This is a genomic window from Wolbachia endosymbiont (group A) of Conops quadrifasciatus (genome assembly GCF_964027015.1).
In the GTDB taxonomy this organism is placed as follows: Bacteria; Pseudomonadota; Alphaproteobacteria; order Rickettsiales; family Anaplasmataceae; genus Wolbachia.
This window is the reverse complement of record NZ_OZ034722.1, coordinates 182,483-208,959: the sequence shown is the minus strand read 5'-3', so window position 1 is coordinate 208,959 and position 26,477 is coordinate 182,483. Positions and strand designations below refer to the sequence as shown.

The following is a 26,477-nucleotide window of genomic DNA, read 5'->3' as shown; positions in this document are numbered from 1 at the left end:
ATAAAGCCTATGAAAAAAATGGAAGCTTGTTATTCGTTTGACGATATACTTCTTTTGCCAGCCTATTCTAATATATTGCCTTGCGATGCAGATACAAAAACTTATTTAACAAATAATATAGAACTAAATATCCCTCTCATATCCTCTGCAATGGATACTGTTACTGAATCGGGCTTTGCAATAGCTATTGCCCAACATGGAGGGATAGGTTGCATACATAAGAATTTATCAATAGATGAACAAGTTTTAGAAGTAAGAAGGGTGAAAAAATATGAAAGTTGGATCGTGTATAACCCAATTACGATTTCACCGGATAAAACAGTTGCGGAAGCAATTTCATTAATGAGAGAGCACAATTATTCTGGCATTCCTGTAGTCGATCAACGCAAGTTAGTTGGAATTTTAACTAACCGAGATGTGAGGTTTATTGAAGACCAGAACATGAATGTAAAAGTTTCCGAAGTGATGACAAAAGATAAGTTAGTGACAGTGCGGGAGCAGGGAGTGAATAGTGCCTCAGCAATGAAATTGTTGCATGAAAATAGAATAGAAAAGCTTTTGGTCGTAGATGAAAATTCTTGTTGTATAGGTTTAATTACGGTTAAAGACATTGAAAAATACAATAGATACCCAAATTCATGTAAAGACAGTAAAGGGCGTCTCAGAGTTGCCGCTGCAATTGGCACTGGTAAAAAAGATGGTATAGAAAGATGTGAAGCTTTGATCGGAGAAGAAGTTGATGTAGTTGTTGTGGATACTGCTCACGGTCATTCCGAAAACGTTATCAATACCATTAGGGAAATAAAAAAGATGTATCCTAATACGCAATTAATTGGCGGAAACATTGCAACAAGGGAGGCTGCTGAAGCGTTGATTGATGCGGGTGTTGATGCAGTGAAGGTCGGAATAGGACCAGGATCAATCTGTACAACCAGAATAGTTACAGGTGTTGGTGTGCCACAATTCTCTGCAATCAAGAATGTTGCAGAGACGTGTAGAGCAAGAAACGTCAGACTAATTGCTGATGGTGGGGTAAAATACTCAGGAGATGTTGCAAAAGCTATTGCAGCTGGTGCTGACTCTGTGATGATTGGTTCGATTTTTGCTGGCACTGACGAAAGCCCAGGTGAGATTATCATGTATAAGGGCAGAGCATATAAAGGCTATCGAGGAATGGGATCTATTAGTTCAATGAAACGAGGTTCAGCTAGCCGTTATTTTCAAGATAAAGATTCAAAACTAAAATTAGTTCCACAAGGAGTGGAAGGAAGAGTTCCATTCAAAGGTCCAGCTTCAGGAGTAATCCATCAGTTGATTGGCGGATTGCAAGCTGCAATGGGGTATACTGGTAATAGGAATATAGAAGAGATGAAAAAAAATTGTAAATTTGTTACTATTACTGCATCAGGATTAAGAGAGAGTCATGCTCATGATATAGTCATTACACAAGAAGCTCCAAATTACGCTTATCAAGCGTCCAATTTGTCAACCGATTCAGAGTAGTGACCGTTTATTATTTTGCACCCCAGTCTTTTTCAAATATTGCTAGCCCTTGGTCAGTAAGTGGGTGATTAATTAATTGTCTAAGTACTTTTGCTGGCACAGTAATTGAATCAGCACCAAGCCTTGCAGCTTCTATTACATGTGCTGGGCTTCTCACTGATGCAACAAGAACTTTAGTATCAAAACCGTAATTAGAATATATAGTACATATATCTTCTATTAGCGATAAGCCATCATAGCTTATATCATCAAGGCGACCAACAAAGGGAGAAATAAAACAAGCACCGGCCTTAGCGGCAAGCAGTGCTTGTCCAGGAGAAAAACATAATGTGATGTTAACGGGTATTTTATGCTCTGTCCACAACTTTTTACAAGAAATTAATCCTTCATATGTAAGGGGCAATTTTACCACAACATTATCAGCGATTTTCGCTAACTTAAGGCCTTCTTTAACCATATCTGCATGGTTATTTGCAACAACTTCAACACTAACAGGCCCCTTGATAATAGAGCATATTTCACGCACTAAATCCTCGTATTTATCTTTACGCCCGGACTTTGCTATTAAAGAAGGATTAGTTGTTATACCGTCAATAAACTCTTTTAATTCTTTAATTTCATTTAAATTAACGCTATCAAGAAAAATTTCCATATTAATCTCCCATAAAAAAAATACCCTTGCAAAATCTTGTCATCCAAACGCCCTCCTACTGTTATCCAAGTAGCTTGACACTGGGATCCATCTTTTTTTTATCATGAACATTATATACTCCTAGAATCTATTACCCATTTCATAATTTACAAATATTTTTACACCTAGATCCCAGTGTCACGCACTAGGATGACAGGGAAGAGAATACTGGATAAAAGAAAAAAAAGCACTTGGATGACAAAAGTTGGGCTACTTGGATGACAAGAAAGTGATAACCGACTTTTTGCCTAAAATAACTAAGAAAGAAATTTCTCATCAAGATAACTTAAATATATACTAATTCTCTTATTTTTAAACGATTTCTCATCATGAATTGCACGATCAAAAACCTGAATTTGACTTGTTATAATGCTACAATTATTATTTGCAACTTCTAATACGCCACTATCAATTACAACCTTCTTTTCTGTTTGGTTACTCATTTTAACAGTAATCATACCAGGCAATAAATAAATTAAGTAAGGAGCATGGTGAGCTAAAATCATAAGCTCCCCTTTGAGCCCAGTTACTGAAAGAGAAACCACTCCACTGAATGAAATTTGATCATCAGGAGAGAAAAATTGCACTTTAAAAGTATTCATAATCTTTAACTTTTATTTAGCTTCAGCTTGTATTAATTCAGCCTTTTTTATTGCTTCATCTATATTCCCCACCATATAAAAAGCAGCCTCTGGTAAGTGATCATATTTACCTTCAACAATCTCTTTAAAACTGGAAACAGTATCAGAAAGTGAAACAAATTTACCAGGCATACCAGTAAATATTTCTGCAACGTGAAAAGGTTGAGAAAGAAATTTCTGAATCTTACGAGCCCTATCAACAATAATTTTATCTTCATCAGATAGCTCATCCATACCAAGTATTGCGATAATATCTTGCAGTGATTTATAAGTTTGCAATATACGTTTCACCTTAGAAGCTACCTTATAATGTTCTTCACCAATGATTTCAGCAGATAAAGACTGAGAAGTTGAATCAAGTGGATCAACAGCAGGGTATATTCCCATTTCAGCTATTTGCCTTGACAACACTGTGGTGGCATCAAGATGAGAGAATATAGTTGCTGGGGCTGGATCAGTTAAATCGTCCGCAGGAACATATATAGCTTGCACAGAAGTAATAGAGCCAGAAGTTGTTGAAGCTATTCTTTCTTGCATTGCACCCATATCAGTTGCAAGGGTTGGCTGATAACCAATAGCTGACGGTATTCTTCCAAGTAAAGCAGAAATTTCAGAACCAGCTTGTGTAAAACGGAAGATATTATCCACAAAAAATAGAACATCTTGGTTTTCACGGTCACGAAAATACTCTGCCATAGTAAGTGCTGTTAAAGCAACTCTAGCCCTTGCTCCAGGAGGCTCATTCATCTGACCATAAACCAAAACAGCTTGAGATTTTTCATGCTCATTTATATTTATTACATTTGAAGTGATCATCTCGTGATAAAGATCGTTACCTTCACGCGTTCTCTCCCCTACCCCGGCAAACACAGAAAATCCTTTATGAGCTTTTGCTATATTATTAATTAATTCCATTATTAGGACTGTTTTACCAACACCGGCTCCACCAAATAAGCCAATTTTTCCTCCTTTAAGATAAGGTGCAAGAAGATCTATAACTTTTATTCCCGTAACTAAAACTTCTTCCTGTATTCTCTGTTCAGTAAAACTTGGAGGTGCTCTATGTATAGGTTCTAAATCATACTTTCCCTTCAGCGGACCACACTCATCTATAAGCTCTCCCACAACATTAAAAATCCTTCCTAAAGTTGAACGCCCAACCGGAACTGATATTGGTTCGCCTGTATCAACAAATTCATCCCCCCTTGACATGCCATCTGTGCTATCCATAGCAATACAACGAACTATATTGTCACCTATATGCTGCGAAACTTCTAAAACCAGCTCCTTATCCTTATATTTTAGTTTGCTTTTTAAAGCATTAAATATTTTAGGCAATTCACCTTCAAATTTTATATCAACAACTGCTTGAGTTACCTTAATCGCTCTACCTATATTCATCTCTTTATTTTTATCACCTAACACTATAATTCCATAAAAGAACTTCTAAAGAAAATAAATCTTATATTATTAATAGAAATTTTGCAACATTAAAACGCTTACTAGTTACGCTTCATTACAAACAATGCAAATGCATTTAATAGCCAAGTAATAATAAACAATACTAAGCTAAGCGCATAAGCAGCAAGAGTTTGTACACTATTGAAATCCTGATCTCCGGTAAGTAATGTAGCGATCTGCACGGTAATGGTAGTAACTGAATTAAGAGGGTTAAAAGTCAAATTTGCGTTGATTCCCACAGCCATTAGCACAATCATTGTTTCACCCATCACTCTTGAAATTGACAATAAAATTGCACTTAAAATTGTAGGCATTGCATAAGGTATTGTTATATGCCATATAGTTTCCGCTGGAGTTGCGCCAAGTGCCATGAAGCCATAACGCAAGCTTTTTGGAACAGATCTTATGGCATCTTCAAGTAAAGAAATAATAAAAGGAAGAATCATTATCCCAATCGATAAACCCGCAACTAAGGCACTTTCTGAGTGTATACTTAAACCAAAAAAATTTGCTACCTGCTTTATAAAGAAAGACAAGAACACAACCGCAAAATATCCATATACAACCGTAGGAATAGCAGATAAAACTTGCAAAGTTGTATTAACAATATAACGCACTTTCTCACTCGCATATTCACTAATATATATTGCAGAAAATAAACCAAGCGGAACGACAACTAACATTGCTATAATAGTTATAAGTAATGTACCTACTAAAAGCGGCGCTATACCAAAACATCCTATCTTCTCTTCATTGATAGTGACTACATTGTGGCCCCATTTCAAGCAAAACAAGAATTCTGAAATAGCTACTTTATTAAAAAAATTAATGGATTGAATAAAAATAGATAGCATTATAAATAAAGTGATAAAAAATGATATGGCCAAAGCCACAAATAACGAAAGTTTTATTATCTTATTTCTTTTATTTTTAAAGATAAAAGCAAGCATGAAAAAAAGTAACGCTATAGAAATAAAAGTTACAAAACAATTATTATAGAGTACTAACAACCAAGTTAGCATCCATACACAACTAAGATATAGATAAGATTTAACCTTATTTACTTCTTGAAACCTACTAAAACAAAATAAAAGGATTAGTAGGACAGGTATGACTATCACCGAATTCATTTTCCCATGCATCAAATTTTATTCTACGAAAATGTCATACAAGTTCACCATCATTTGACAATAAAGTAAAACAATTTAAAATAAATAATTATATTAATATAAAAACAATGAAGAGAACATTTCAACCAAAAAATTTGATAAGAAAGCGCAGACATGGATTTCGTTCACGTATGGCAACAAGAGCTGGAAGAAAAATCCTTAATAGGCGCCGTTCATTAGGGTGTAACAAATTATGCGCATAGTAAGTATAAAAAAAAAGATTTTTCCTTTGCTTTCAAAAATAAGTTAGCACTCAGCAGTCTTTTTTATCGTGGGCTTTATATATCACTGTACGCTATAAAAGAAAGAGAACCTGAAAAGTACACTCATACTATTAGAGTAGGTCTGGCTATCAGTAAAAAAGCCGGAAAAGCAGCAAAAAGAAATAAAATAAAAAGGCAATTACGAATGCTTGCTAAAATTAGCATTTTAAATATAAGCAATATAGGGCACTACTACATAATACTAACTCATAGAAACATTATGCAAGCAAATTATAAAAACTTACAAAAAGATCTAACTATTTGCTTAAAAAAGATAAAATAAAAAAAAATCTCAATTAAGGTATTTACAACTATATTTTTTATGATAACATAAGTAAAATTTTTAAAATAAATTAACGGGTGTGGGTGTTTAATGGTAGAGAGTAGAAAAGAACAAGATAAAAATCTCAATATAAATACAAATAATGTTAAAGAAGATTTTTATGAATATAAAGAATCTAGTTATCGTACACAATGGGAATTAGCATTTGAGCAAAGTCAATACTTAGAGCAGAATAAGAATAAGCCTAGACCACAATTATTAGATTTGAATATAGAAGCGACTTCTCGTAATAAAAGAATTATTAAAAGGCGATAAAAAGAAATTTTTATAAACTTGGCGGCGACCTACTCTCCCTTTTCAAGTACCATCAGCGCTAAAAAGTTTCACTTCCGAGTTCGAGATGAGATCGGGTGGTTCATTTTTGCTATAGCCACCAAGTCAATAAAAATTTCTAACTTAACAATTTTAACTTAATATTTAACGCTGCATACACACATATAGAAAGCAAATAAATCAATCAGGCTATTAGTACTAGTTAGCTTCACATGTTACCATGCTTCCACACCTAGCCTATCAACGTGGTAGTCTTCCACGGCCTTAATTGGGAAATCTTTTTGAAGAGGGTTTCTTGCTTATATGCTTTCAGCAATTATCCCATCTATACATAGCCACCCAGCGATGCTATTGGCATAACAACTGGTACACCAGAGGTATATCCATCTCGGTCCTCTCGTACTAGAGTCAGACCTTCTCAAATTTCCTTCACCCACGGCAGATAGAAACCGAACTGTCTCACGACGTTCTAAACCCAACTCACGTATCACTTTAATCGGCGAACAGCCGAACCCTTGGGACCTTCTTCAGCCCCAGGATGTGATGAGTCGACATCGAGGTGCCAAACGGTGTCGTCGCTATGAACGCTCGAACACCATCAGCCTGTTATCCCCGGCGTACCTTTTATCCGTTGAGCGATGACCCTTCCATACAGAATCACCGGATCACTATGACCGACTTTCGTCTCTGCTTGGCTTGTCAGCCTCGCAGTCAGGCAAGCTTATGCCATTATACTCTCAAGCTGATTTCCGACCAGCTCTAGCTTACCTTCGCACGCCTCCGTTACTTTTTAGGAGGCGACCGCCCCAGTCAAACTACCCACCATACAATGTCCTAGTTCCAGATAATGAAACATAGTTAGATATCAAAAGTGTAAAGGGTGGTATCTCAAGGTTGACTCCATTATAGCTAGCGCCATAACTTCAAAGTCTCCCACCTATCCTGCACATCACACTTTTAATAGCAATGTAAAGCTATAGTAAAGGTGCACGGGGTCTCTTCGTCTAACCGCGGGTACCCCGCATCTGCACGGGGAATTCAATTTCGCTGAAGTGATGTTGGAGACAGTGGAGAAATCGTTACGCCATTCGTGCGGGTCGGAACTTACCCGACAAGGAATTTCGCTACCTTAGGACCGTCAGTGTTACGGCCGCCGTTTACTGGGGCTTCAATTTAGAGCTTGCACCCCTCCTATTAACCTTCCAGCACCGGGCAGGCGTCAGACCCTATACTTCCACTTACGTGTTTGCAGAGTCCTGTGTTTTTAGTAAACAGTCGCTACTCCCTATTTTGTGCCACCTACTCATAGTTGCCTAAAAGCAGGTTACCCTTCTTCCGAAGTTACAGGTATAATTTGCCGAGTTCCTTCAACATCATTCTTTCAACACCTTAGTATACTCTACTCATCCACCAGTGTCGGTTTGCGGTACGGCCTCATAAATATAAGTGCTATTTCCTGGAGCTTCTTTTAAGCATAGATCAATCCAATAAGATCTATACAAATACGAAACCCGTCACACTTAAGAGGTTTAGGAATATTAACCTAATTGCCATCGACTACTCCTTTACGGACTCGCCTTAGGAACCGACTAACCCTACGCAGATTAACTTAACGTAGGAACCCTTAGATTTTTGGTGAGAGTGTTTTTCACACTCTTTTACGCTACTTATGTCAGCATTTTCACTTCCGATATCTCCAGCAGTTTTCACAAACCACCTTCACAGACTTACGGAACGCTCCGCTACCGCGCCTATTGATCGAAATCAATAAGCACTCACATCTTCGGTATACAGCTTTAGCCCCGGTACATTTTCGGCGCAGAAAAACTTATTTAGACAAGTGAGCTGTTACGCTTTCTTTAAAGGATGGCTGCTTCCAAGCCAACCTCCTAGCTGTAATGGTTTTTCTACTTCCTTCCCCACTTAGCTGTAATTTTGGGACCTTAGATAGTGATCTGGGTTGTTTCCCTTTCCACCACGGACTTAGCACCCGTAGTGTGCCTGCTGTATAATTAATTGTTGGTATTCGGAGTTTAGTTAGATTTGGTAAGACGGTGAATCCCCCTAGTCTATCCAGTGCTCTACCCCCAACAACATACATACAACGCTCTACCTAAATAGATTTCGCGGAGAACCAGCTATTTCCAAGTTTGATTGGCCTTTCACCCCTAATCACAACTCATCCAATAATGTTGCAACATTAACTGGTTCGATCCTCCAGTGTGTTTTACCACACCTTCAATCTGGTCATGACTAGATCACTTGGTTTCGGGTCTAATCCATAAAACTAAAACGCCCTATTCAGACTTGCTTTCGCTACGCCTACACCTAACGGCTTAAGCTTGCTTCATAGATTAACTCGCTGACCCATTATGCAAAAGGTACGCTGTCACTCTAAATATCAATAAATTGATACAGAGCTCCAACTGTTTGTAAGCACTTGATTTCAGATTCTATTTCACTCCCCTCCCGGGGTTCTTTTCACCTTTCCCTCACGGTACTTGTTCACTATCGGTCGTTAAGGAGTATTTAGGCTTGGAGGATGGTCCCCCCATATTCAAACAGGATTTCACGTGCCCCGCTCTACTCAAGGATTTAAAAACTTTCTACTTATACAGGACTATCACCTTCTATGGTTACTATTTCCAGAGTATTCTAATTCTTATTCTTAAATCACTAGCCTTTTCCGCTTTCGCTCGTCACTACTAACAGAATCTCGGTTGATTTCTTTTCCTTTGGCTACTTAGATATTTCAGTTCACCAAGTTTGCTTTACATACTTAGTATGTAATAACTAGCCAAGCTAGTTGGGTTTCCCCATTCGGAAATCTGCGGATCAAAATTTGTTGACAATTCCCCACAGCTTATCGCAGCCTACCACGTCCTTCATCGCCTCTTAACGCCAAGGCATCCATCAAGTGCTCTTCATAATTTATTTATCCGACTATATGCAGAATATGCAGAGTTAAATATTATTAAAATTGAATTGAGATTAAATTAATCTCTACCATAAAACTTGTCAAACATCTAAAAACTAAATTAATCTTTTATATATTATAACCTAACAAATAATATGTCAACGCCTTTTTGCACAAAACATTTACTTATATTATCAACAACAATATACTAGCAATCCTAAACAGTACAATCTGAGAAATATGCGGTAAACTTATATATACAGTAAAAATTAATGAAAAAGATATTTTGTAAGATAAAATGTGTTAAAATCAATTGCCTAAAAATGATAATGAACATTCGGAGTATTTCTCATGTATGAAAAGTAATCTCTCTTTTATAAAAAACGTTGCTTTAAATTGTATGTCTAAGCTCATTGGTGTATTAAATATTAAGAAAGTAAAACACTTCATTGTGAATAAATATAATACTCTTCATAAAGAAATGACAGTGCTTCTTAAAAAATCTAAGAACCTGTTAAATACCAACATTGAAATCGGTTTATATCACTTTTATAAAGGTAGCATATCAGATGCAAAGTTACGATTTTGGTTAATTAGCATATTTTACCCCCATTTACCCATAGTCTGGTATAACATCGGAAGGTGTCATTTTGCGGTAGGGAATACTAATAAAGCTTATAATTATTTAACACAGACACTAAAATTAGATAGTGATCACGAGGAAGCATCTTACTATATAAAAAAAATGACAAACTCAGCGCCTATTACAGAATTGCCAAAAAACCTCATAAGACAATATTTTGATTACACAGGTGAATATTTTGTTGAGCACTGGTTGATTGCTAAACAATATAGAGGGCATGAACTTGTACACATGATAATTACAAAAATCTTCAACAACTCCACTTCTGAACTCAATATACTTGACCTTGGTTGTGGGACTGGAATATGTGGTCATTTCTTGAAAATAAATAGTACTGGAAGCCACATAACAGGAATTGACATTTCAAGTAGAATGCTAAATATCGCAAGAGGATGCTTTATAAAAGGTAAGCCTGTTTACAATGAATTAATACATATGGAAATGAAAGAGTTTCTTAAACAAAAGAAAAACCAGCAGTATGATGTAATTATCTTTGCTGAAGTGCTACATTATCTACATGACTTTCAAGAAGAATTGGAATTAGCAAAAAGATCTACGAGCAAAAAAGGGGTTATTATATGTTTAATAAGAAGAAAGGAAGGTGAAGGTATTGACTTTGTAAACAAAGGAGACTATTTTCGTCACTCAGAAAGTTATGTTCAACATGTTGCAAAAAAAATAAATATGCAGATAAGTTATATGAGTTACTGTAAAATATATGGCAGTCAAGTTGACGGTATCTTGTTTGCATTACAGCATCAACAAGAAAATCCGAAAAACCTAACTTAAAAATCGCTCAAAGTGGCTTTTAAATATCTATATATAATAAAAGAATAAAAGGAATTTTATGAATAACATTACTATTAATTACGCAAAGGATAGCAAATTAACTGATTTTGGAAAAGCAGTTCTATCAGACAGGTATTTAATAGAAAATGAAAGTTACCAAGACCTCTTTGCACGTATTGCTAATTACTATTCTGATAACAAAGAACATGCGCAGCGTCTTTATGACTACATGAGCAACTTGTGGTTCATGCCTTCAACACCAATACTCAGCAATGGTGGCACCAAGAGAGGGTTGCCTATCTCTTGCTTTCTTAATGAAACCGAAGACAGCTTGCAGGGAATAGTTGACTTATGGAATGAAAATGTTTGGCTTGCTGCACGTGGAGGAGGCATAGGTAGTTATTGGGGAAATTTACGTTCAATTGGTGAAAGTGTAAAAGGTAGTGGTAAAACATCAGGAATTGTACCATTTATTGTGGTGCAAAATGCTCTAACGCTCGCAATTAGTCAGGGATCCTTAAGGCGAGGAAGTTCAGCAGTCTATCTTCCTGTATCTCATCCGGAGATAGAAGAGTTTCTGGATTTGCGCAAGCCAACAGGCGGTGACCCAAATCGCAAAGCGTTAAATATACATCATGCTGTAATAGTAACAGATAAATTTATGCAGGCTGTTGAGAATGATCAAGAATGGAATTTAATAAGCCCTCACAACAATAAGGTTATTTCAACTGTAAAAGCGCGGGATATATGGATCAAAATATTAACAGCAAGAGTTGAAACTGGAGAACCTTACATTATTTTCCTTGATGCAACAAATAACAATAAGCCAGAATCTTACAAAAAGCTCAACTTAGACATCAAGATGTCAAATCTATGCAGTGAAATAACTTTAACTACAGGTTATGATCACCTGAATAAGTCACGCACTGCTGTGTGTTGTCTATCATCCGTAAACCTTGAGTACTACGAAGAATGGAAAGACAATAAACTCTTCATAGAAGATATAATGCGCTTTCTTGATAATGTATTGGAAGATTTCATAAATAAAGCACCGAATGAAATGCAGCGAGCAAAATATTCTGCAGCCAGAGAACGCAGTATTGGTTTTGGTGTGATGGGTTTTCATTCATTTTTACAAAGCAAAATGGTTCCTTTTGAATCAGTAATAGCACAACAATGGAATAAAAAAATATTTAAGTATTTACGTGAGCAAGCAGATATAGTTTCTAAAAAATTGGCAGAAGAAAAGGGGGCATGTCTTGATGCCAAAGAAGTCGATCTAATGGAAAGGTTTACACACAAGCTCGCTATTGCTCCAACTGCCTCAATCTCCATTATTGCAGGCAATACCTCTCCTGGAATAGAGCCATATGCAGCAAACGTATTCATACAAAAGACACTGACAGGCTCATTTGTAGTGCGAAATAAATTCTTGCAAAAACTACTAGCAGAAAAAAATCAAGACAATGATAAAATATGGTCTTCAATTTCGACAAACGAGGGTTCCGTTCAGCATTTAGATTTTCTTAGTGAGCATGAAAAATTGACATTTAAAACAGCGTACGAGCTTGATCAAAGATGGATTATAGAACATGCAAGTGATAGAACTCCGTATGTTTGTCAGTCTCAATCAGTCAATCTGTTCTTGCCTGCCAACATACACAAACGTTACTTGCATAAAATACACATGCTTGCCTGGAAAAAAGGATTGAAGAGCTTATATTACTGCAGATCACAATCAATGCAGAGAGCTGACAAGGTTTCGCATGACATATTCAAAAAAAGTGAAATATTGCAACACAAAACAGATATTGACTACGATGAATGTTTGTCATGCCAATAGTGACCTTATTCAAAAAAAGTAGAGAGAAAGTTAAGCAAATGGGTAAGGAAATATAATAGACTTCTTGCATAACCATATAACGAACTTTTCTTGGGAATAGAAACGAAAAAACTTCCTTGACAAACTCCGCCAGCCCCCTTATTATGATAATAAGGGTATTTCTGACTCAAAACTTGTTTTTGATCTGCGCAGGTTCAATGACAAAATTCAGTAAAAAACTTAGAGTATTTTTTGGCGGATTACATAAAATTATAGCGGCTGCATGTCTTTTAAATTTTTTCTACATTCAGCCAAATCGCGCTTAAACTAAGCGTCAGCACATTATTACAGCGCCAATTTAAAGTATTAGAGGGTCAAAACTCGCACCACGGGATTTCTTTGCCTTTTTTTTATTTGGTAAATTTCTTAATGTTTGTAGCTAAAACAATTTAAGAGACCGAAAATGGTGTCATTCCAGCGCGTGACGCTGAAATCTAGTCTTTATTATGCAGCCACTTATTTAAAGTTAAGTTTTCTGGATCCAAGTAGTCAGGGCACTGGGATGACAGGAGAAGGTACTACCCTGACAACCGTTATCCCGCTACGTGTTAGCGGGATCTAGAGATACCGCGGCAGTATGACGTAGGGGTTTGCCAAGAACTTGTCATTCCAGTCTAGAATCCAGTTTTCCATATAATCTCATCGAAAACGTTGTGTTTTAACAACCACTTTCTATGCTAGTTTGCTTGCTTACAAGCAAACTTTTCTGGATCCCAGTGTCTAGGCACTGGGATGACACCGTCACAAAGGAACTAGTGTCAGCTACTCGGATGACACCGTCTTGGATGGAAAGGCTGGATTCCAGACTGGAATAGACCTGCTGTAAAAGGTGATTGAAAAAATAATGTGAGAGAAGTAGAAGAAGAATAAGCAGATTGAGTAAGGTAAAAAAATGAGCTTTAGTTACTATAACATGAAGAAACACCCAAGAAACTTTCGTAGTATAACAGGTTTAACTATAGAGGAGTTCGAAAAGGTAGTGGAAAAAGTTAGGTCTGGGTGGGAAAGACTTGAAAAACAGAAAAAGTGCCATGGTAGAAGATCACAACTACCAACTCTAGAAGATAAGTTATTTTGCGTAATTTTGTACTATCGCACTTACATAACACATAGATTTTTAGGGTGCCTGTTCAATGTGCACAACACAAATGTATGTAGGTTACTGAAGAAAATAGAGCCATTACTTGCCAAAAAAGTTACTATAACAAAAGATAGAAGTATGACACCAGAAAAAATACTGAAGATTCTGGCTGATGTTACAGAACAGCAAATACAGAGACCAGAAGATAGTAAAAAACGGAAGAAATCATATTCAGGAAAAAAAAGAACCAACACTATGAAAACTGAGATTATTATCGAAGAAGGTGGAAGAATTTTATCAGTGTCAAAGTCATATCGTGGTAGAATTAATGATTTTTGCATAAGGAAACAAGAAAAATATTTACCAATCGATAGCATAAAATATGCCGATTCTGGATATCAAGGTTGGCAAAAATTGCAAAGCAATGTTATAATTCCATATAAAAAGTATCGTAAAAAGCCATTAGCTCCAGAGCAGAAAGAGCATAATAGAAGATTAGCATCATTTAGAATAAGAGTAGAAAATAAGATCCGTGAGATAAAGATATTTAAGATTATGTCTCATGTTTACCGCAATTTTCAGAAAAAATACAACCTGAGGTTCAATATTATTGCTGGTATTGTGAATCTTAAGCACGCCTTTTAGTTAACCTTGATTTTAGTCACCCTCCTTTCCTTCTTTTTATTGCTTGATTCGCAGCAGGTCTAATGACATCATAGTGGCACTGCCGTCATAAAGGAACCAGTGTCAGCTACTTGGATGACACCATTTACAACCACTCCCCTACCCTTTCTAGCTGTTTATAGCTGTTAAATCTCAGGAATTTATCAAAATATGGAGAGGCAATAAAAGGTGTGGAATTACTTAAATAATTAGATAAAAAACCAGGCAGATCATTTTTTAATTCTTGCATTTTGTATCTATAATTTTGTATAGAAATAACTTTTATTTTATCATAATCAAGTTTCCAATAAGCAAGTTCTGAGACTTCTCTTCTTGTTATATGTTCTACCGCTAAGGCTTGTAAAATTAATTGCGGAAAAAACCCCGACATTACTTCTTCGTTGGAAGGTGGTGAACCAAGTTTATAGTCTATAATTGCTACTTGCCCACTTGGTAGATACTCAACTCTATCACATCTTGCTGTCAGTGAAATTGCTTTTGTCATGCAAGTAGCTGACACTGGAATCCAGTTTTCATTATACGGTTGTTTGGTTGCAATCAAATTTTCTGGATCCCAGTGTCTGGGAACTGGGATGACACCCTTCTTCTTATTGGAAGTCGTACAGCATCCGCGCAGTTGTGTGTCACGCGCTGGAATATGAAATATCGGACAGGAAAAGCTCTTTTCCAATTCAACATAATTGCTTCGAGTTTCATCAAATTCAACAAAAGATTGAATTATCCTTTGCAGTCTTACCCACCACATATTTGAAAAATTAAACTGACTAGTCGAGAATGCTTTTCGTGCAATGCTCATTGGCGACTTTTTGTTGCGTAAATATCTTGCAAGAATGTTGTGCACCATAGTGCCAAATTCCAATATCGATGGCTTAAAATTCAAGTCTCTTAATTGTTTAAGGCCCAGTATATATTCAACGTAAAATGAATAAGGATTACGAATTAGCTTTTCTATTGCACTGCAAGACATCACCTGCATTTTTTCTTTTCTAACTTCGGTTTGAGGTTTTGGCATAGGCTGAGTACATGGAACAGTACATTCAGGCGTATTTAATATCCTCAGCCAATCGCGATACGGCTGTTTCCCCTCCTTGAACAGAATTTCCAAACGCTGCAATAGAATTGGTTTTCTATGGCTTAGCGATCTTGTAATATAAACCTTACTTGCACAAAACAAATTGTGTAAAGTATAAAAAAAATACCCCTGCTCTTCTTGCGCAGAAGGAAGGTTAAATTTTTCTCTCGTAAGTGCATTCAAAAGCGGACTTTGAAAGCTTGGCGCTTCATTAAATCCAGCGAGTATTACAACTTTGTTGTGATATAAGCTGAATTTATTCAAGTCACTTGCTACAGAGAAAAACTCTTTCTCTAAAAATAAGGTCAGAATTTGGCTATATAACTCTAAGGAGCACTTAATTTCTATACCCTCAAATGCATTCAAGAAATTACAGGTGAAATTACCTATTTCACTATTTAGCTCTGAAAAATTTATACCAGATAGCACATTAATACACTGCAAATGAGTTGCCACCACATCAGAAATAGGGCAATTTATAGAGTTAAGTAAAAGATTAAGTATAGCCTCTAACCTATTGATAATGAGTAATATATCCTCTTTATATTTTAGCTTTTTATAGGTATTAATAGCATCTATAATATCTTTAAGGCCATTTGTACTAAAGTTGCGTAATATCTCTATTTCAAATTCAGATAAAATCTGAGAGTACTCTTCTTGAGTGTAATCAAAAGTCACTAGCCTATGTTTAAGGAGCGAAAGTAATGACACACTGCTCCAATTTGAGGTCAAAACTTCGATACTATAAAGTAGGAGTGTTATATAAGGATAATTTTCCGGTATGGCACTGTGTTGCCTTGATAAACATGCTATACGAGCTGCAAGTAATTTATCAAAGACAACCAAAGAAACGTTTTCATAACCTTCATTCTCTATAATTAATGATGTCACTTGTGCTTCTTCCTCTCTGGAATCACAAGTGATGACTTCAATATTGCCAATATGTCCATTACTAACTTTGCTTAGATCGGCAGTTGTATCAAAAACATAGTCAGTTATTTCATTCTCTATAGTGTTCAAGCAGCTAACATCCCTTCTATCCACTTTTAAATAATCGAGCAGATCTTTCAGGCAATATTGATAATGTTTTTTATCAAGTGATTGCCAATCTTTCTCTTTAATTTTCAAATTCAGATTAGGCAAAATTATTTTTCCAAACGGCAGGTCATATATAGCCTTAATTAACGACTTATCCTTTCCAATTCCAACAAAGATTATATGTTGGTCTTTTTGTAAAGAGATTATCATATTGTTTATGTAATCACTCTTATGTTCTAATATATCTACTACTCCTAAATCTTTTAAAATTTTATTCCAACTCTCAATGAGTAAGCTTATGAAATTCTCTATTTTTTTTGAATGTTCATCGAATTTATAACAATCCGTTGTTTGGGTAGATTGAATTTTATCAAGCAATGATGGCAGGCTATAAGCTAAATCAATGGGGAAATTATCATTATTTTTTCTATTCCACTCCAATATGAATTGAATGAGTAGCAGCGTCCTCTTTGTTGGATTGATAACTTTAACTCTATCAAGATTTAATATTAAATCCTCCTCATCGATGTTCTCTAGCGAAACTATCTCTGGCAAAATTATGCATTTTTTAGCGTTATAATTCTTGAACGCACTCAGCAGCGCTATTACATCCCTTTTGCAGGGAAGTATGATCTTTATCTCGGGAATTTTTTCTCTTTCATATTCAGAAAATATGTGCTGAACCAATACATTGAAAAAGGACTCATCCACGTTAACGGTAAAAACTCTTCCCACTAACAGTAACAATTAATACAATATTTTATTATATAGAAATCACTCAAAATATAAATGTGCTCGCAGTTTCTTATGCTATGATATATTAAAGTCTTTCACAATATTACATGGCAAACATCAGAATAGAAGTTTTTAATAAATGTGAACAAGTTGGCCGCAGAAGGGTAGTTAATGTTTACTTGATTTACATAAGCAAAGAATTACCATCAAAATTACATGAAGAAATTTGTGGGCTATTTTATAATAAAGTCATACAAGACTGCCGTTATTATTCCTACAATCAAAACCTTGAAGAAGTTCAATATAACTTCATAGAACCACAAGCAAAGTGGGGCTTGGAGATAAGCTTTTTACCTGGCATGACTGACAATGTAGGCAACACAGCAAAACAAATTATTACAGAATATTTAATAAGCAAAGGCTATATCGACCAGCCTGTCATCCCAGCCCTCCCTTCTGTCATCCCAGTGCTTGACACTGGGATCCAGAAAGAGAAAACGCAGATTCCAGCGTCAAGCGCTGGAATGACACCAATTAAAATCAAAGCAAGAAGTTCAAAATTGATTCTAAGTCAAGGGAATTTGCCAACTGAAGATGATATAAAACAAGAATTCAACCCTATCACTGAATATTGCACACTTATCTGTAAGGAAAATAATAACTATAGCTGGAAATATTATGGTAAATATAAGAAGTTTACTCAGTATCAGTCCGTGAAAAAGGACGCTAAGTCTGTTGACCTCAATGTGAGTGACCAAGAGCTTGAAAAAATCAGCAGAGATGGAATCGATGGTAATGGCACTTTAGGGCTCTCGCTGGCAGCAATGAAAGCTATAAAGGATTACTTTAAAAAACTCGTTAGAAATCCATATGATATTGAACTTGAGTCTCTGGCACAGACTTGGTCTGAACATTGTAAACACAATATTTTTTGCTCCCCTATTGATGAAATAAAAGACGGTCTATATGCTCATTATATTAAGCGTGCAACGCGTGAGATAAATTCTGACATATGCGTGTCAGTTTTCTCCGACAACGCAGGAGGAATAATTTTTGATGACGATTACTTGATTGTAGATAAAGTTGAAACTCACAATAGCCCTTCAGCTCTTGATCCATTTGGTGGAGCAATGACCGGAGTACTTGGAGTTAATCGTGATATAGTGGGTTTCGGGAAAGGCGCGGAGCCTATAATGAATACCTATTACTTTTGCTTTGCCAAAGAAGCAAAAGGCAAATTTTATAGGGACAAGGAGCGTACTGATGAGATTTTACCGCCAAAATATCTAATGAAAGAAGTGATTCATGGCGTTAATGTTGCTGGCAACTGCTGCGGTATTCCAACACAACTTGGATCAGTATATTTTGACGATAGATTTTGTGGAAAGCCGCTGGTCTTTGTTGGAAGTGTTGGAACTATTCCGCGCAGTATAAATAATGTACCTTCACACATCAAAGGGCCTAAAAACGGCGATAAAATCGTAATTATTGGTGGAAGAGTTGGAAGAGATGGAATTCACGGTGCAACGTTTTCTTCAGAGGCTTTGTCGGGAAACAGCCCTTCAACGATTGTGCAAATTGGCGACCCCATAACACAAAAAAAACTATCCAATGCCGTCATAAAAGCAAGAGAGCTTGGTCTTTATAATGCAATAACGGATAATGGAGCAGGCGGTCTATCATCGTCCATTGGTGAAATGGGAAAAGACGGATTTGAAGTTGATTTGAGCAAGGTTCTCCTTAAAAACGATGGTATGGCTCCGTGGGAAATATGGATATCAGAATCACAAGAGAGAATGACCTTAGCAGTGCCAGAAGAAAATCTTCCTACGTTTAAGCAAATCATGAAAAAACATGATGTGGAGGTTTGTGTGATTGGAGAGTTTAACGAAAGTGGTAAAGCTGTTGTTAAATGTCCTGAAGGGAAAGTAATAATGGACATCGAAACTGAATTTCTGCATGACGGTAATCCCAAAGTGCATTTACAAACAAAGCCATGGTCTAAGGAGCCTGCTGTCATTCCAGCGCACAACACCGAAATGATACTCAGCCAAGAGACTGAACTAAAAGAAATGCTAAGCAGACCAAACATATGCAGCAAAGAGTTCATAGTGGTGCAATATGACCATGAGGTTCAGGGGTCGTCAATACTGAAACCACTGCAAGGCAAGGGAAGAGTATGCAGCGAAGCTATCGTCTCAAGGCCAGTTCTTTCTTCAAATAAAGGGGTTGTGAAATCGCAAGGATTTGGCTCAAGTTATGGAGAAATTGACACTTACCACATGGCAGCATGTGCGATTGACACTGCCATACGCAACTACGTAGCTGCAGGAGGAAATATAAATCATCTAGCGTTGCTCGATAATTTTTGCTGGTGTGATGCTTATAATCCAGAAAGGTTGTGGCAACTAAAGAGAGCTGCAGAGGCTTGTTACGACTTTGCAACTGCATTTAAAACACCATTCATATCCGGAAAAGATAGTATGTTTAACGACTTTAAGGGATATGATGAAAATGGCGAGAAAGTGATGATATCTGCACCACCTTCATTACTCATTTCAGCAATTGGAGTTATAGAAAATATTGAAAATGCGGTATCGCTTGATGTGAAAATGCCAGGGGACTTGATATATGTGCTTGGTACAACCCACGATGAGCTTGGTAGATCTGAATATCAGTTATATAGTGGAATAGATAATAACAACGTGCCAAAAGTTGATGCAAAGAGCGCTAGGAAGTTGTATGAGCGTTACAACCAGGCAATAAAAGATGGCATAATTGCCTCTACAATTGCACCAAACTTGGGCGGATTAATTATTGCTCTGGCAAAATCGCTAATTGCAGGAGACCTTGGTGCTGAAATCGATCTTTCACTAGTACCAATAGGAAAAACACAAAATACAGACATAATAAACAAGATAATAATGTTTTCTGAATCGCAAAGTAGAATTTTGGTTACTATTGCACCACAAAATCAGCAGAGGTTTGAAGCGTTATTTGAAGATGCGGCTTATTCATGTATTGGCAAAGTAACAGAGAAAAAGGTGCTAAACATAAAGGATGTTTTAAAAGTAAATCTGAAAGATTTGGGAAATAGTTATTATATAGCTAAAGTAACTTAGGTTTACAGACGATTTGATAAACGACAAACTCGTCATCCCGCTGCTTGTTAGCGGCCGCGGCGATATGACGTAGGAAACCCTTTCTTGGGTAGCTATAGCATGTCAGTTTAAAATGTTTTTTGTTTTCCATTAGGTTAAATAACTCTTTCACTATGTGCAATATTTACTTAAAATAAATGTATGTTATTAAATTTTGGTAGGTAATTATGTCTATTTTACCAACACTCTTATTTATCAGTCTTTCTTTACTCAACACTTCAAATAAATTGATGATATGTGCTGCTTTATTTATAGGAGCTGCTTTAGTTGTAAATTCAATGGTTGAATTTTATGGCAAAAAAAAAGCTACGTATAGCTTAATAGTGTGTACAGCGCTATGCTGTATTTTAAAATGGCAAAGTTTTAGTTTGATAATATTGACTTCATATGCTGCAATTTTAGTATCTCTTCTCTCAAGCATAATTGTTTTTGAAAAATTGAAGTCCAAGTTGAATTTTCATATGGCAAATTTCATTACTTTAATTATGGAATCAGTAATTGATAGTGCCGTTGTATGTGTTGGATTACTATACAAATTTTCTGCAGGTAAATGCTTATCAATATATATTAGAGATTTAATTTTTAAGTTTTCTTATGCGTCAGTATTAAGCATCTGCTTGTTTGTAGGAATGTATTTATTTTGCTTGGCGAACAAGAAGTATTTTAAGATTTCCACATAACCTGTTTTCTGATATAGCTAAACTGACTTTGGGTCCTGGGGATGTATTTGGTGGTCCTAATACGTAACAAAAGTTTAGAATTTATAGGTAGTAGATTTGCCCTAAGACTCTAACACAAGTTGTACAGCCCTACGTCATACCGCCCGGTATCTCAGCATAGATTCCGCTAACAAGTAGCGGAATGACGATTTATCAAACGCTGCCTAATTTTCCGTAACAGTTGAAAAAATTAATAGAAAATCAACATATCACTGTAAATTCATGTATTTTAAGGCTATAATGGTTAAAATACGTTATATAGTATAATATGGACGATTTTATAAGAGTTAAGGGTGCAAGGGAACATAATCTGCAAGGTATAGATGTCAATATACCGAAAAATAAGCTAGTTGTTATAACTGGGCTAAGTGGTTCTGGTAAATCTAGTCTCGCATTTGATACGATTTATGTAGAAGGCCAACGCCGATACGTTGAAAGCCTATCAGCTTACGCGCGTCAATTTCTCAACATTCAGGATAAACCAGATGTTGAGTCGATTACAGGTCTTTCCCCTGCAATATCTATCAACCAGAAATCGATCTCAAAAAATCCAAGGTCAACAGTTGGAACTGTTACCGAAATTTACGATTACTTGCGCTTAGTATATGCACGAATAGGGGTTCCTTATTCACCTGCAACTGGATTACCGATAACAAAGCAAACTGTATCTCAGATTGTAGATACTATAATTGCGTTACCTTTAGAAACTAAAATATATATACTTGCCCCTGTTGTGCGTGGTAGAAAGGGAGAACATCTCAAAGAGATATTGGAAATTAAAAGACAAGGTTACGTAAGGTTCAAAATAGATGGTGAAGTGTACAATGTAGATGACTTGCCTAAACTCGATAAGAACAAGAAACACGACATTTTTGTGGTTGCAGATAGAATATCAATATTGGGCGATATAGGAAATCGACTGCCAAGTAGTATAGAATCCGCACTAAAACTTGGTAATGGTCTAATGTATGTAGAAGTAGTAAACCTACCTGACAACCATAATTCCGAGTATAAAAATGGTCAAATTCTGACTTTTTCAGAGAATTTTGCATGCCCCGAGTCTGGTTTCACTCTTGAGGAAATAGAACCAAGATTATTTTCTTTCAACAGCCCTTACGGTGCATGTGGTTCGTGTAATGGGCTTGGTAAAAAGCTGGCTGTTGATGTAAAGCTGATAGTGCCAGATGAAACTCTTTCAATATCTGAGGGTGCTTTAAAGCCAGTAGGACCAATGTTCCGTCAAGTGCACACAAGTTATGGATTTCTAAAAAGTGCAATTCTATCACTGGCTGAAAATTGTAAATTTAGCCTTGATGTTCCGTGGAAGAACATAGATCAAGAAGTAAAAGATATGATACTCTTTGGCTCTAATAAATTTCAAGGTTTGATCAGTATCTTGGAGAACCAGATGGATTATGATGAAACGCTTGTTGAGCGATACTGCTCTGTTATTCATTGTAAGGAATGTACTGGCTATAGATTGAGAAAAGAAGCACTCACAGTGAAAATTGATAGCAGACATATAGGTGAAATATCAGGGCTCAGCATCGATAAATCCCTTAAGTGGTTTGAAAATTTGCCAGACAAGCTCACAGAACAACAGAAGCAAATTTCAAGTAAAATATTAAATGAAATAATCAAGAGGCTAGCATTTCTAAAAAATGTAGGGTTGAATTACCTAACGCTCGATCGAGAATCTAGCACTCTCTCTGGCGGTGAGAGTCAGAGGATCAGACTTGCTTCGCAAATTGGCTCTGGTTTAACAGGAGTGCTGTATGTGCTTGACGAACCCTCGATAGGCCTTCATCAATGCGATAATGATCGGTTAATTGCTACACTGAAAGACTTGAGAGACATGGGTAACACTGTAATCGTTGTTGAGCATGATGAAGATACAATAATGGCTGCTGATTATGCGATTGATATTGGTCCTGGAGCTGGCATAAATGGTGGAAAAGTTGTTGCAGAAGGAACACCAGACCAGGTGCAAAGAAATTCAGGGAGCATAACAGGGCAATATTTGAGTGGAGAGAAAAAAATTTTAATTCCAAGGAGAAAAAAACAAGCAACTCAGTTCATAAAAGTAATAAATGCATGTGAAAATAACTTAAAAAATGTGAACGTTAAATTTCCTATAGGGAATCTTATTTGTGTTACTGGAATATCAGGAGGAGGAAAATCAAGTTTAGTCATAGAAACGTTATATAAATATTCAGCACATAAGATACATCATTCGTCTGCACGGTATGGTCGGTGTGATAGAATAGAAGGCCTTGAATATATAGATAAAGTTATAGAAGTTGATCAGTCGCCAATTGGTAGAACTCCTGCGTCAAATCCAGCAACATATGTCGGTATGTTTACTCATATAAGAAATTGGTTTGCAGGTCTTTCGGAGTCAAAAGCAAGGGGATATAATATAGGCCGGTTTTCATTTAATACCAGAGGGGGAAGGTGTGAGGCTTGTAAAGGTGATGGGCACTTAAAGATAGAGATGCATTTTCTACCGGACGTTTATGTGAAGTGTGAGCAGTGTAAAGGGCGAAGGTATAATCGTGAAACATTGGAAGTTACTTATAAAGGAAAATCAATCTCTGATGTGCTTGATATGACGATAGATCAGGCTTGTGATTTTTTTGAAAACCTTCCAATGGTAAAAGAAAAGTTGGTTTCTTTACAGGAAGTGGGGCTTGGCTATATAAAACTCGGACAGTCGTCAACAACGTTGTCTGGGGGTGAAGCACAACGAATAAAGCTGTCCAAAGAGCTATCAAAACGATTTACCGGAAGAACATTGTATATTCTTGATGAGCCAACAACTGGATTACACTTTGAAGATATAAATAACTTACTAAAAATACTCCATAGATTAGTCGATCTGGGAAACACTGTTATAGTTATCGAGCACAATTTGCATGTTATAAAAACTGCAGATTATATAATAGACATCGGACCAGAGGGCGGAATAAAAGGCGGAGAAGTGATTGCTACTGGAACTCCAGAAGAAGTGGCAAAAATTCCAGAAAGTGTTACAGGAAGGTATCTTAAAACATATTTATTAAATCAAGCATAAACTATTTCTTAATTATATTAGGCTAGGTTGCATATTTATGATTTGGAGAGGATAATGTCAATATATCAATATTTTAAAAGGTATGCTAAACATGGAATTGTACCTGCTAAGAGAGCAGAAGATTGCACACTAGTTCCAGAAAATAGTTTCTATAAGTCTGTACATTATGTTGATAATATATTAGGACCTGTGAAAGATGTAATTTGTGGAGTTGAGAGTAAAGACGATTATAACAAGTATTATAAAAACAATGATAAATGTGAATACGTGGGCCACAGAGCAGAGAGAGTGTATTCATTGTGTACACTGGGTGCTATTTTAGCAGCCAACATAATATTGCAACCTTTATTTTTGTTAGTGGCATATTTGTCATACTTACCAATTAAGTTATCGTCAAAAATGACAGGGGATTATTGTCTTAAAACGGATACAAGATCATTAGTTCATTACCTAACTCTTTACTCTCATCGGACTTCGTCTCTAATGCTTTGTAATAGTTCTCTATACTTTTATCACATTCAATTATTTTTTCTTGAAAAAAATTATATGCTTCATATTCTTGCTTTAATACAAATAAATGTTCTTCTCTATAATCGCCTGTTAATGCTTTTGCTATAGTAGCCTTATCATTCTTCATATTCACACTTCTGAATTCAGCTAGTTTTTTAGGATTCCTTTCACCTTCTACTATTGCTTTAATAATTTGCATTCCTGTGACGCCAGTAATATCGCTTGTCACTTTATGTAAATGAATATTCATTTGTACTAACACCTTTTGCATGCGATTAATATGTTTAGCAGCGTTTTCAATTAAGTTTTTACGTTGCCGAACATAACCACGCAATACACACATTTGATCATCTGGCCTAAATGATCCTTGGATTAACCCATAACTATGTAGTTGTTGAAGCCATTGACAATCCTGAACATCTGACTTTCTTCCAGGTACATTTTTTACATGTCTTGCATTTGCAAGCTTTACTTCAAGTCCATATGATTCAAGTACTTGGAACAAAGTAATCCAGTATACTCCTGTTGACTCCATGGCTACTGTAGTAACTTTACATTTCTTCAGCCATTTTGCTATGTTATGGAGATCCTCTGTAAAGCAGCTAAATTTTTGTATACGCTGTTCATCACTTCCTTCTGGTACACATACATAATGTACAGCTGAACCAACATCTATTCCTGCTGCATCAGGATTCATGATCTCTAATTTACTTTTTGCTTTTTTCATAAGACCTGCTGCAAAAGGTGATTGAAAAAACAATGTGAGAGAAGTAGAAGAAGAATAAGCAGATTGAGTAAGGTAAAAAAATGAGCTTTAGTTACTATAACATGAAGAAACACCCAAGAAACTTTCGTAGTATAACAGGTTTAACTATAGAGGAGTTCGAAAAGGTAGTGGAAAAAGTGAGGTCTGGGTGGGAAAGACTTGAAAAACAGAAAAAGTGCCATGGTAGAAGATCACAACTACCAACTCTAGAAGATAAGTTATTTTGCGTAATTTTGTACTATCGCACTTACATAACACATAGATTTTTAGGGTGCCTGTTCAATGTTCACAACGCAAATGTATTTAGGTTACTGAAGAAAATAGAGCCATTACTTGCCAAAAAAGTTACTATAACAAAAGATAGAAGTATGACACCAGAAAAAATACTGAAGATTCTGGCTGATGTTACAGAACAGCAAATACAGAGACCAGAAGATAGTAAAAAACGGAAGAAATCATATTCAGGAAAAAAAAGAACCAACACTATGAAAACTGAGATTGTTATCGAAGAAGGTGGAAGAATTTTATCAGTGTCAAATTCATATCGTGGTAGAATTAATGATTTTCGCATAAGGAAACAAGAAAAATATTTACCAATCGATAGCATAAAATATGCCGATTCTGGATATCAAGGTTGGCAAAAATTGCAAAGCAATGTTATAATTCCATATAAAAAGTATCGTAAAAAGCCATTAACTCCAGAGCAGAAAGAGCATAATAGAAGATTAGCATCATTTAGAATGAGAGTAGAAAATAAGATCCGTGAGATAAAGATATTTAAGATTATGTCTCATGTTTACCGCAATTTTCAGAAAAAATACAACCTGAGGTTCAATATTATTGCTGGTATTGTGAATCTTAAGCACGCCTTTTAGTTAACCTTGATTTTAGTCACCCTCCTTTCCTTCTTTTTATTGCCTGATTCTCAGCAGGTCTTATTCTTGCTGCATCAGGATTCATGATCTCTAATTTACTTTTTGCTTTTTTCATAGTAACTCCCTTATTATAATTTGTAATAGGGAAACGCTTCAGCTTGGAACGGTTAGATAATACAATCTCCTAA

Annotated in this window: 15 protein-coding genes, 2 rRNA genes and 2 pseudogenes; 11 read left to right on the top strand and 8 right to left on the bottom strand. The window is 36.1% G+C overall.

Going from position 1 to position 26,477, the window contains the following annotated elements:
- Positions 1-9 precede the first annotated feature (9 nt).
- Positions 10-1,503: an IMP dehydrogenase gene (guaB, locus tag AAGD69_RS01065; RefSeq protein ID WP_341812277.1), complete on the top strand. Its 1,494-nt coding sequence runs from the start codon at positions 10-12 to the stop codon at positions 1,501-1,503.
- Positions 1,504-1,513: 10 nt separating this feature from the next.
- On the opposite strand, the gene fsa is transcribed toward guaB, so the two are convergent.
- From fsa to pstC, 4 genes are all read right to left on the bottom strand, one after another.
- Entirely contained in the window at positions 1,514-2,155 is a 642-nt protein-coding gene (gene fsa / locus AAGD69_RS01060; RefSeq protein ID WP_341812276.1) for a fructose-6-phosphate aldolase, read from the bottom strand.
- Positions 2,156-2,451: 296 nt separating this feature from the next.
- Complete coding sequence (locus tag AAGD69_RS01055; protein ID WP_341812275.1) at positions 2,452-2,796, bottom strand: F0F1 ATP synthase subunit epsilon; 345 nt, start codon at positions 2,794-2,796, stop codon at positions 2,452-2,454.
- A 12-nt stretch (positions 2,797-2,808) separates the two neighbouring features.
- Positions 2,809-4,236 (bottom strand): F0F1 ATP synthase subunit beta, encoded by a 1,428-nt coding sequence (gene atpD, locus AAGD69_RS01050; protein ID WP_341812620.1) that lies wholly within the window; start codon positions 4,234-4,236, stop codon positions 2,809-2,811.
- A 101-nt stretch (positions 4,237-4,337) separates the two neighbouring features.
- Positions 4,338-5,426, bottom strand: a complete 1,089-nt coding sequence (pstC, locus tag AAGD69_RS01045) for a phosphate ABC transporter permease subunit PstC (protein WP_341812619.1) — start codon at positions 5,424-5,426, stop codon at positions 4,338-4,340.
- A 107-nt stretch (positions 5,427-5,533) separates the two neighbouring features.
- Between pstC and rpmH the strand changes: the two genes are divergently transcribed.
- The 3 genes and pseudogenes from rpmH (at position 5,534) to AAGD69_RS01030 (ending at position 6,326) form a co-directional block, all read left to right on the top strand.
- Positions 5,534-5,668, top strand: a complete 135-nt coding sequence (gene rpmH / locus AAGD69_RS01040) for a 50S ribosomal protein L34 (RefSeq protein ID WP_006279898.1) — start codon at positions 5,534-5,536, stop codon at positions 5,666-5,668.
- A gap of 67 nt (positions 5,669-5,735) precedes the next feature.
- Positions 5,736-6,011: pseudogene (rnpA, locus tag AAGD69_RS01035) on the top strand (ribonuclease P protein component); the annotation flags it as partial.
- A gap of 90 nt (positions 6,012-6,101) precedes the next feature.
- Complete coding sequence (locus AAGD69_RS01030; protein WP_064125319.1) at positions 6,102-6,326, top strand: hypothetical protein; 225 nt, start codon at positions 6,102-6,104, stop codon at positions 6,324-6,326.
- A gap of 16 nt (positions 6,327-6,342) precedes the next feature.
- Here AAGD69_RS01030 and rrf read toward each other — a convergent pair.
- Positions 6,343-6,449: ribosomal RNA gene (rrf, locus tag AAGD69_RS01025) — 5S ribosomal RNA — on the bottom strand.
- 66 nt (positions 6,450-6,515) lie between these two features.
- A 23S ribosomal RNA gene (locus tag AAGD69_RS01020) occupies positions 6,516-9,281 on the bottom strand.
- Between the two features lie 335 nt (positions 9,282-9,616).
- Here AAGD69_RS01020 and AAGD69_RS01015 point away from each other — a divergent pair.
- The 3 genes from AAGD69_RS01015 (at position 9,617) to AAGD69_RS01005 (ending at position 14,301) form a co-directional block, all read left to right on the top strand.
- Positions 9,617-10,693 carry a methyltransferase domain-containing protein gene (locus tag AAGD69_RS01015; RefSeq protein WP_264329070.1) on the top strand — a complete coding sequence of 359 codons (1,077 nt, stop codon included), beginning with the start codon at positions 9,617-9,619 and terminating at the stop codon, positions 10,691-10,693.
- A gap of 58 nt (positions 10,694-10,751) precedes the next feature.
- Positions 10,752-12,536 carry a ribonucleoside-diphosphate reductase subunit alpha gene (locus AAGD69_RS01010; protein WP_265033379.1) on the top strand — a complete coding sequence of 595 codons (1,785 nt, stop codon included), beginning with the start codon at positions 10,752-10,754 and terminating at the stop codon, positions 12,534-12,536.
- Between the two features lie 952 nt (positions 12,537-13,488).
- A complete protein-coding gene (locus AAGD69_RS01005; protein WP_410529858.1) occupies positions 13,489-14,301 on the top strand; it encodes a transposase family protein in 813 nt (270 codons plus the stop codon).
- Positions 14,302-14,425: 124 nt separating this feature from the next.
- Here AAGD69_RS01005 and AAGD69_RS01000 read toward each other — a convergent pair whose 3' ends face one another.
- A complete protein-coding gene (locus tag AAGD69_RS01000; RefSeq protein ID WP_341812273.1) occupies positions 14,426-17,185 on the bottom strand; it encodes a PD-(D/E)XK nuclease family protein in 2,760 nt (919 codons plus the stop codon).
- A gap of 107 nt (positions 17,186-17,292) precedes the next feature.
- Here AAGD69_RS01000 and AAGD69_RS00995 point away from each other — a divergent pair, with 107 nt between their 5' ends.
- The 3 genes from AAGD69_RS00995 to uvrA all read left to right on the top strand — a co-directional run bounded on the left by AAGD69_RS00995 (position 17,293) and on the right by uvrA (position 24,138).
- A complete protein-coding gene (locus AAGD69_RS00995) occupies positions 17,293-20,307 on the top strand; it encodes a phosphoribosylformylglycinamidine synthase subunit PurL (RefSeq protein WP_341812272.1) in 3,015 nt (1,004 codons plus the stop codon).
- A gap of 206 nt (positions 20,308-20,513) precedes the next feature.
- A complete protein-coding gene (locus AAGD69_RS00990; RefSeq protein ID WP_341812271.1) occupies positions 20,514-21,026 on the top strand; it encodes a hypothetical protein in 513 nt (170 codons plus the stop codon).
- 307 nt (positions 21,027-21,333) lie between these two features.
- On the top strand, positions 21,334-24,138 hold the full coding sequence (gene uvrA, locus AAGD69_RS00985; RefSeq protein WP_341812270.1) for an excinuclease ABC subunit UvrA: 2,805 nt from the start codon (positions 21,334-21,336) through the stop codon (positions 24,136-24,138).
- A gap of 454 nt (positions 24,139-24,592) precedes the next feature.
- On the opposite strand, the pseudogene AAGD69_RS00980 reads toward uvrA, so the two are convergent.
- Positions 24,593-25,375 (bottom strand): annotated as a pseudogene (locus AAGD69_RS00980) (IS110 family transposase); the annotation flags it as partial.
- 101 nt (positions 25,376-25,476) lie between these two features.
- On the opposite strand from AAGD69_RS00980, the gene AAGD69_RS00975 reads away from it, so the two are divergent.
- A complete protein-coding gene (locus AAGD69_RS00975; protein WP_410529857.1) occupies positions 25,477-26,289 on the top strand; it encodes a transposase family protein in 813 nt (270 codons plus the stop codon).
- Positions 26,290-26,477: the final 188 nt, after the last annotated feature.

Excerpts from the sequence above, each read along its gene's own strand:
- guaB (WP_341812277.1), top strand. The coding sequence starts at position 10 with ATGAAAAAAATGGAAGCTTGTTATTCGTTTGACGATATACTTCTTTTG.
- fsa (WP_341812276.1), bottom strand. The coding sequence starts at position 2,155 with ATGGAAATTTTTCTTGATAGCGTTAATTTAAATGAAATTAAAGAATTA.
- AAGD69_RS01055 (WP_341812275.1), bottom strand. The coding sequence starts at position 2,796 with ATGAATACTTTTAAAGTGCAATTTTTCTCTCCTGATGATCAAATTTCA.
- atpD (WP_341812620.1), bottom strand. The coding sequence starts at position 4,236 with ATGAATATAGGTAGAGCGATTAAGGTAACTCAAGCAGTTGTTGATATA.
- pstC (WP_341812619.1), bottom strand. The coding sequence starts at position 5,426 with ATGAATTCGGTGATAGTCATACCTGTCCTACTAATCCTTTTATTTTGT.
- rpmH (WP_006279898.1), top strand. The coding sequence starts at position 5,534 with ATGAAGAGAACATTTCAACCAAAAAATTTGATAAGAAAGCGCAGACAT.
- AAGD69_RS01030 (WP_064125319.1), top strand. The coding sequence starts at position 6,102 with ATGGTAGAGAGTAGAAAAGAACAAGATAAAAATCTCAATATAAATACA.
- AAGD69_RS01015 (WP_264329070.1), top strand. The coding sequence starts at position 9,617 with ATGAAAAGTAATCTCTCTTTTATAAAAAACGTTGCTTTAAATTGTATG.
- AAGD69_RS01010 (WP_265033379.1), top strand. The coding sequence starts at position 10,752 with ATGAATAACATTACTATTAATTACGCAAAGGATAGCAAATTAACTGAT.
- AAGD69_RS01005 (WP_410529858.1), top strand. The coding sequence starts at position 13,489 with ATGAAGAAACACCCAAGAAACTTTCGTAGTATAACAGGTTTAACTATA.
- AAGD69_RS00995 (WP_341812272.1), top strand. The coding sequence starts at position 17,293 with ATGGCAAACATCAGAATAGAAGTTTTTAATAAATGTGAACAAGTTGGC.
- AAGD69_RS00990 (WP_341812271.1), top strand. The coding sequence starts at position 20,514 with ATGTCTATTTTACCAACACTCTTATTTATCAGTCTTTCTTTACTCAAC.
- uvrA (WP_341812270.1), top strand. The coding sequence starts at position 21,334 with ATGGACGATTTTATAAGAGTTAAGGGTGCAAGGGAACATAATCTGCAA.
- AAGD69_RS00975 (WP_410529857.1), top strand. The coding sequence starts at position 25,477 with ATGAAGAAACACCCAAGAAACTTTCGTAGTATAACAGGTTTAACTATA.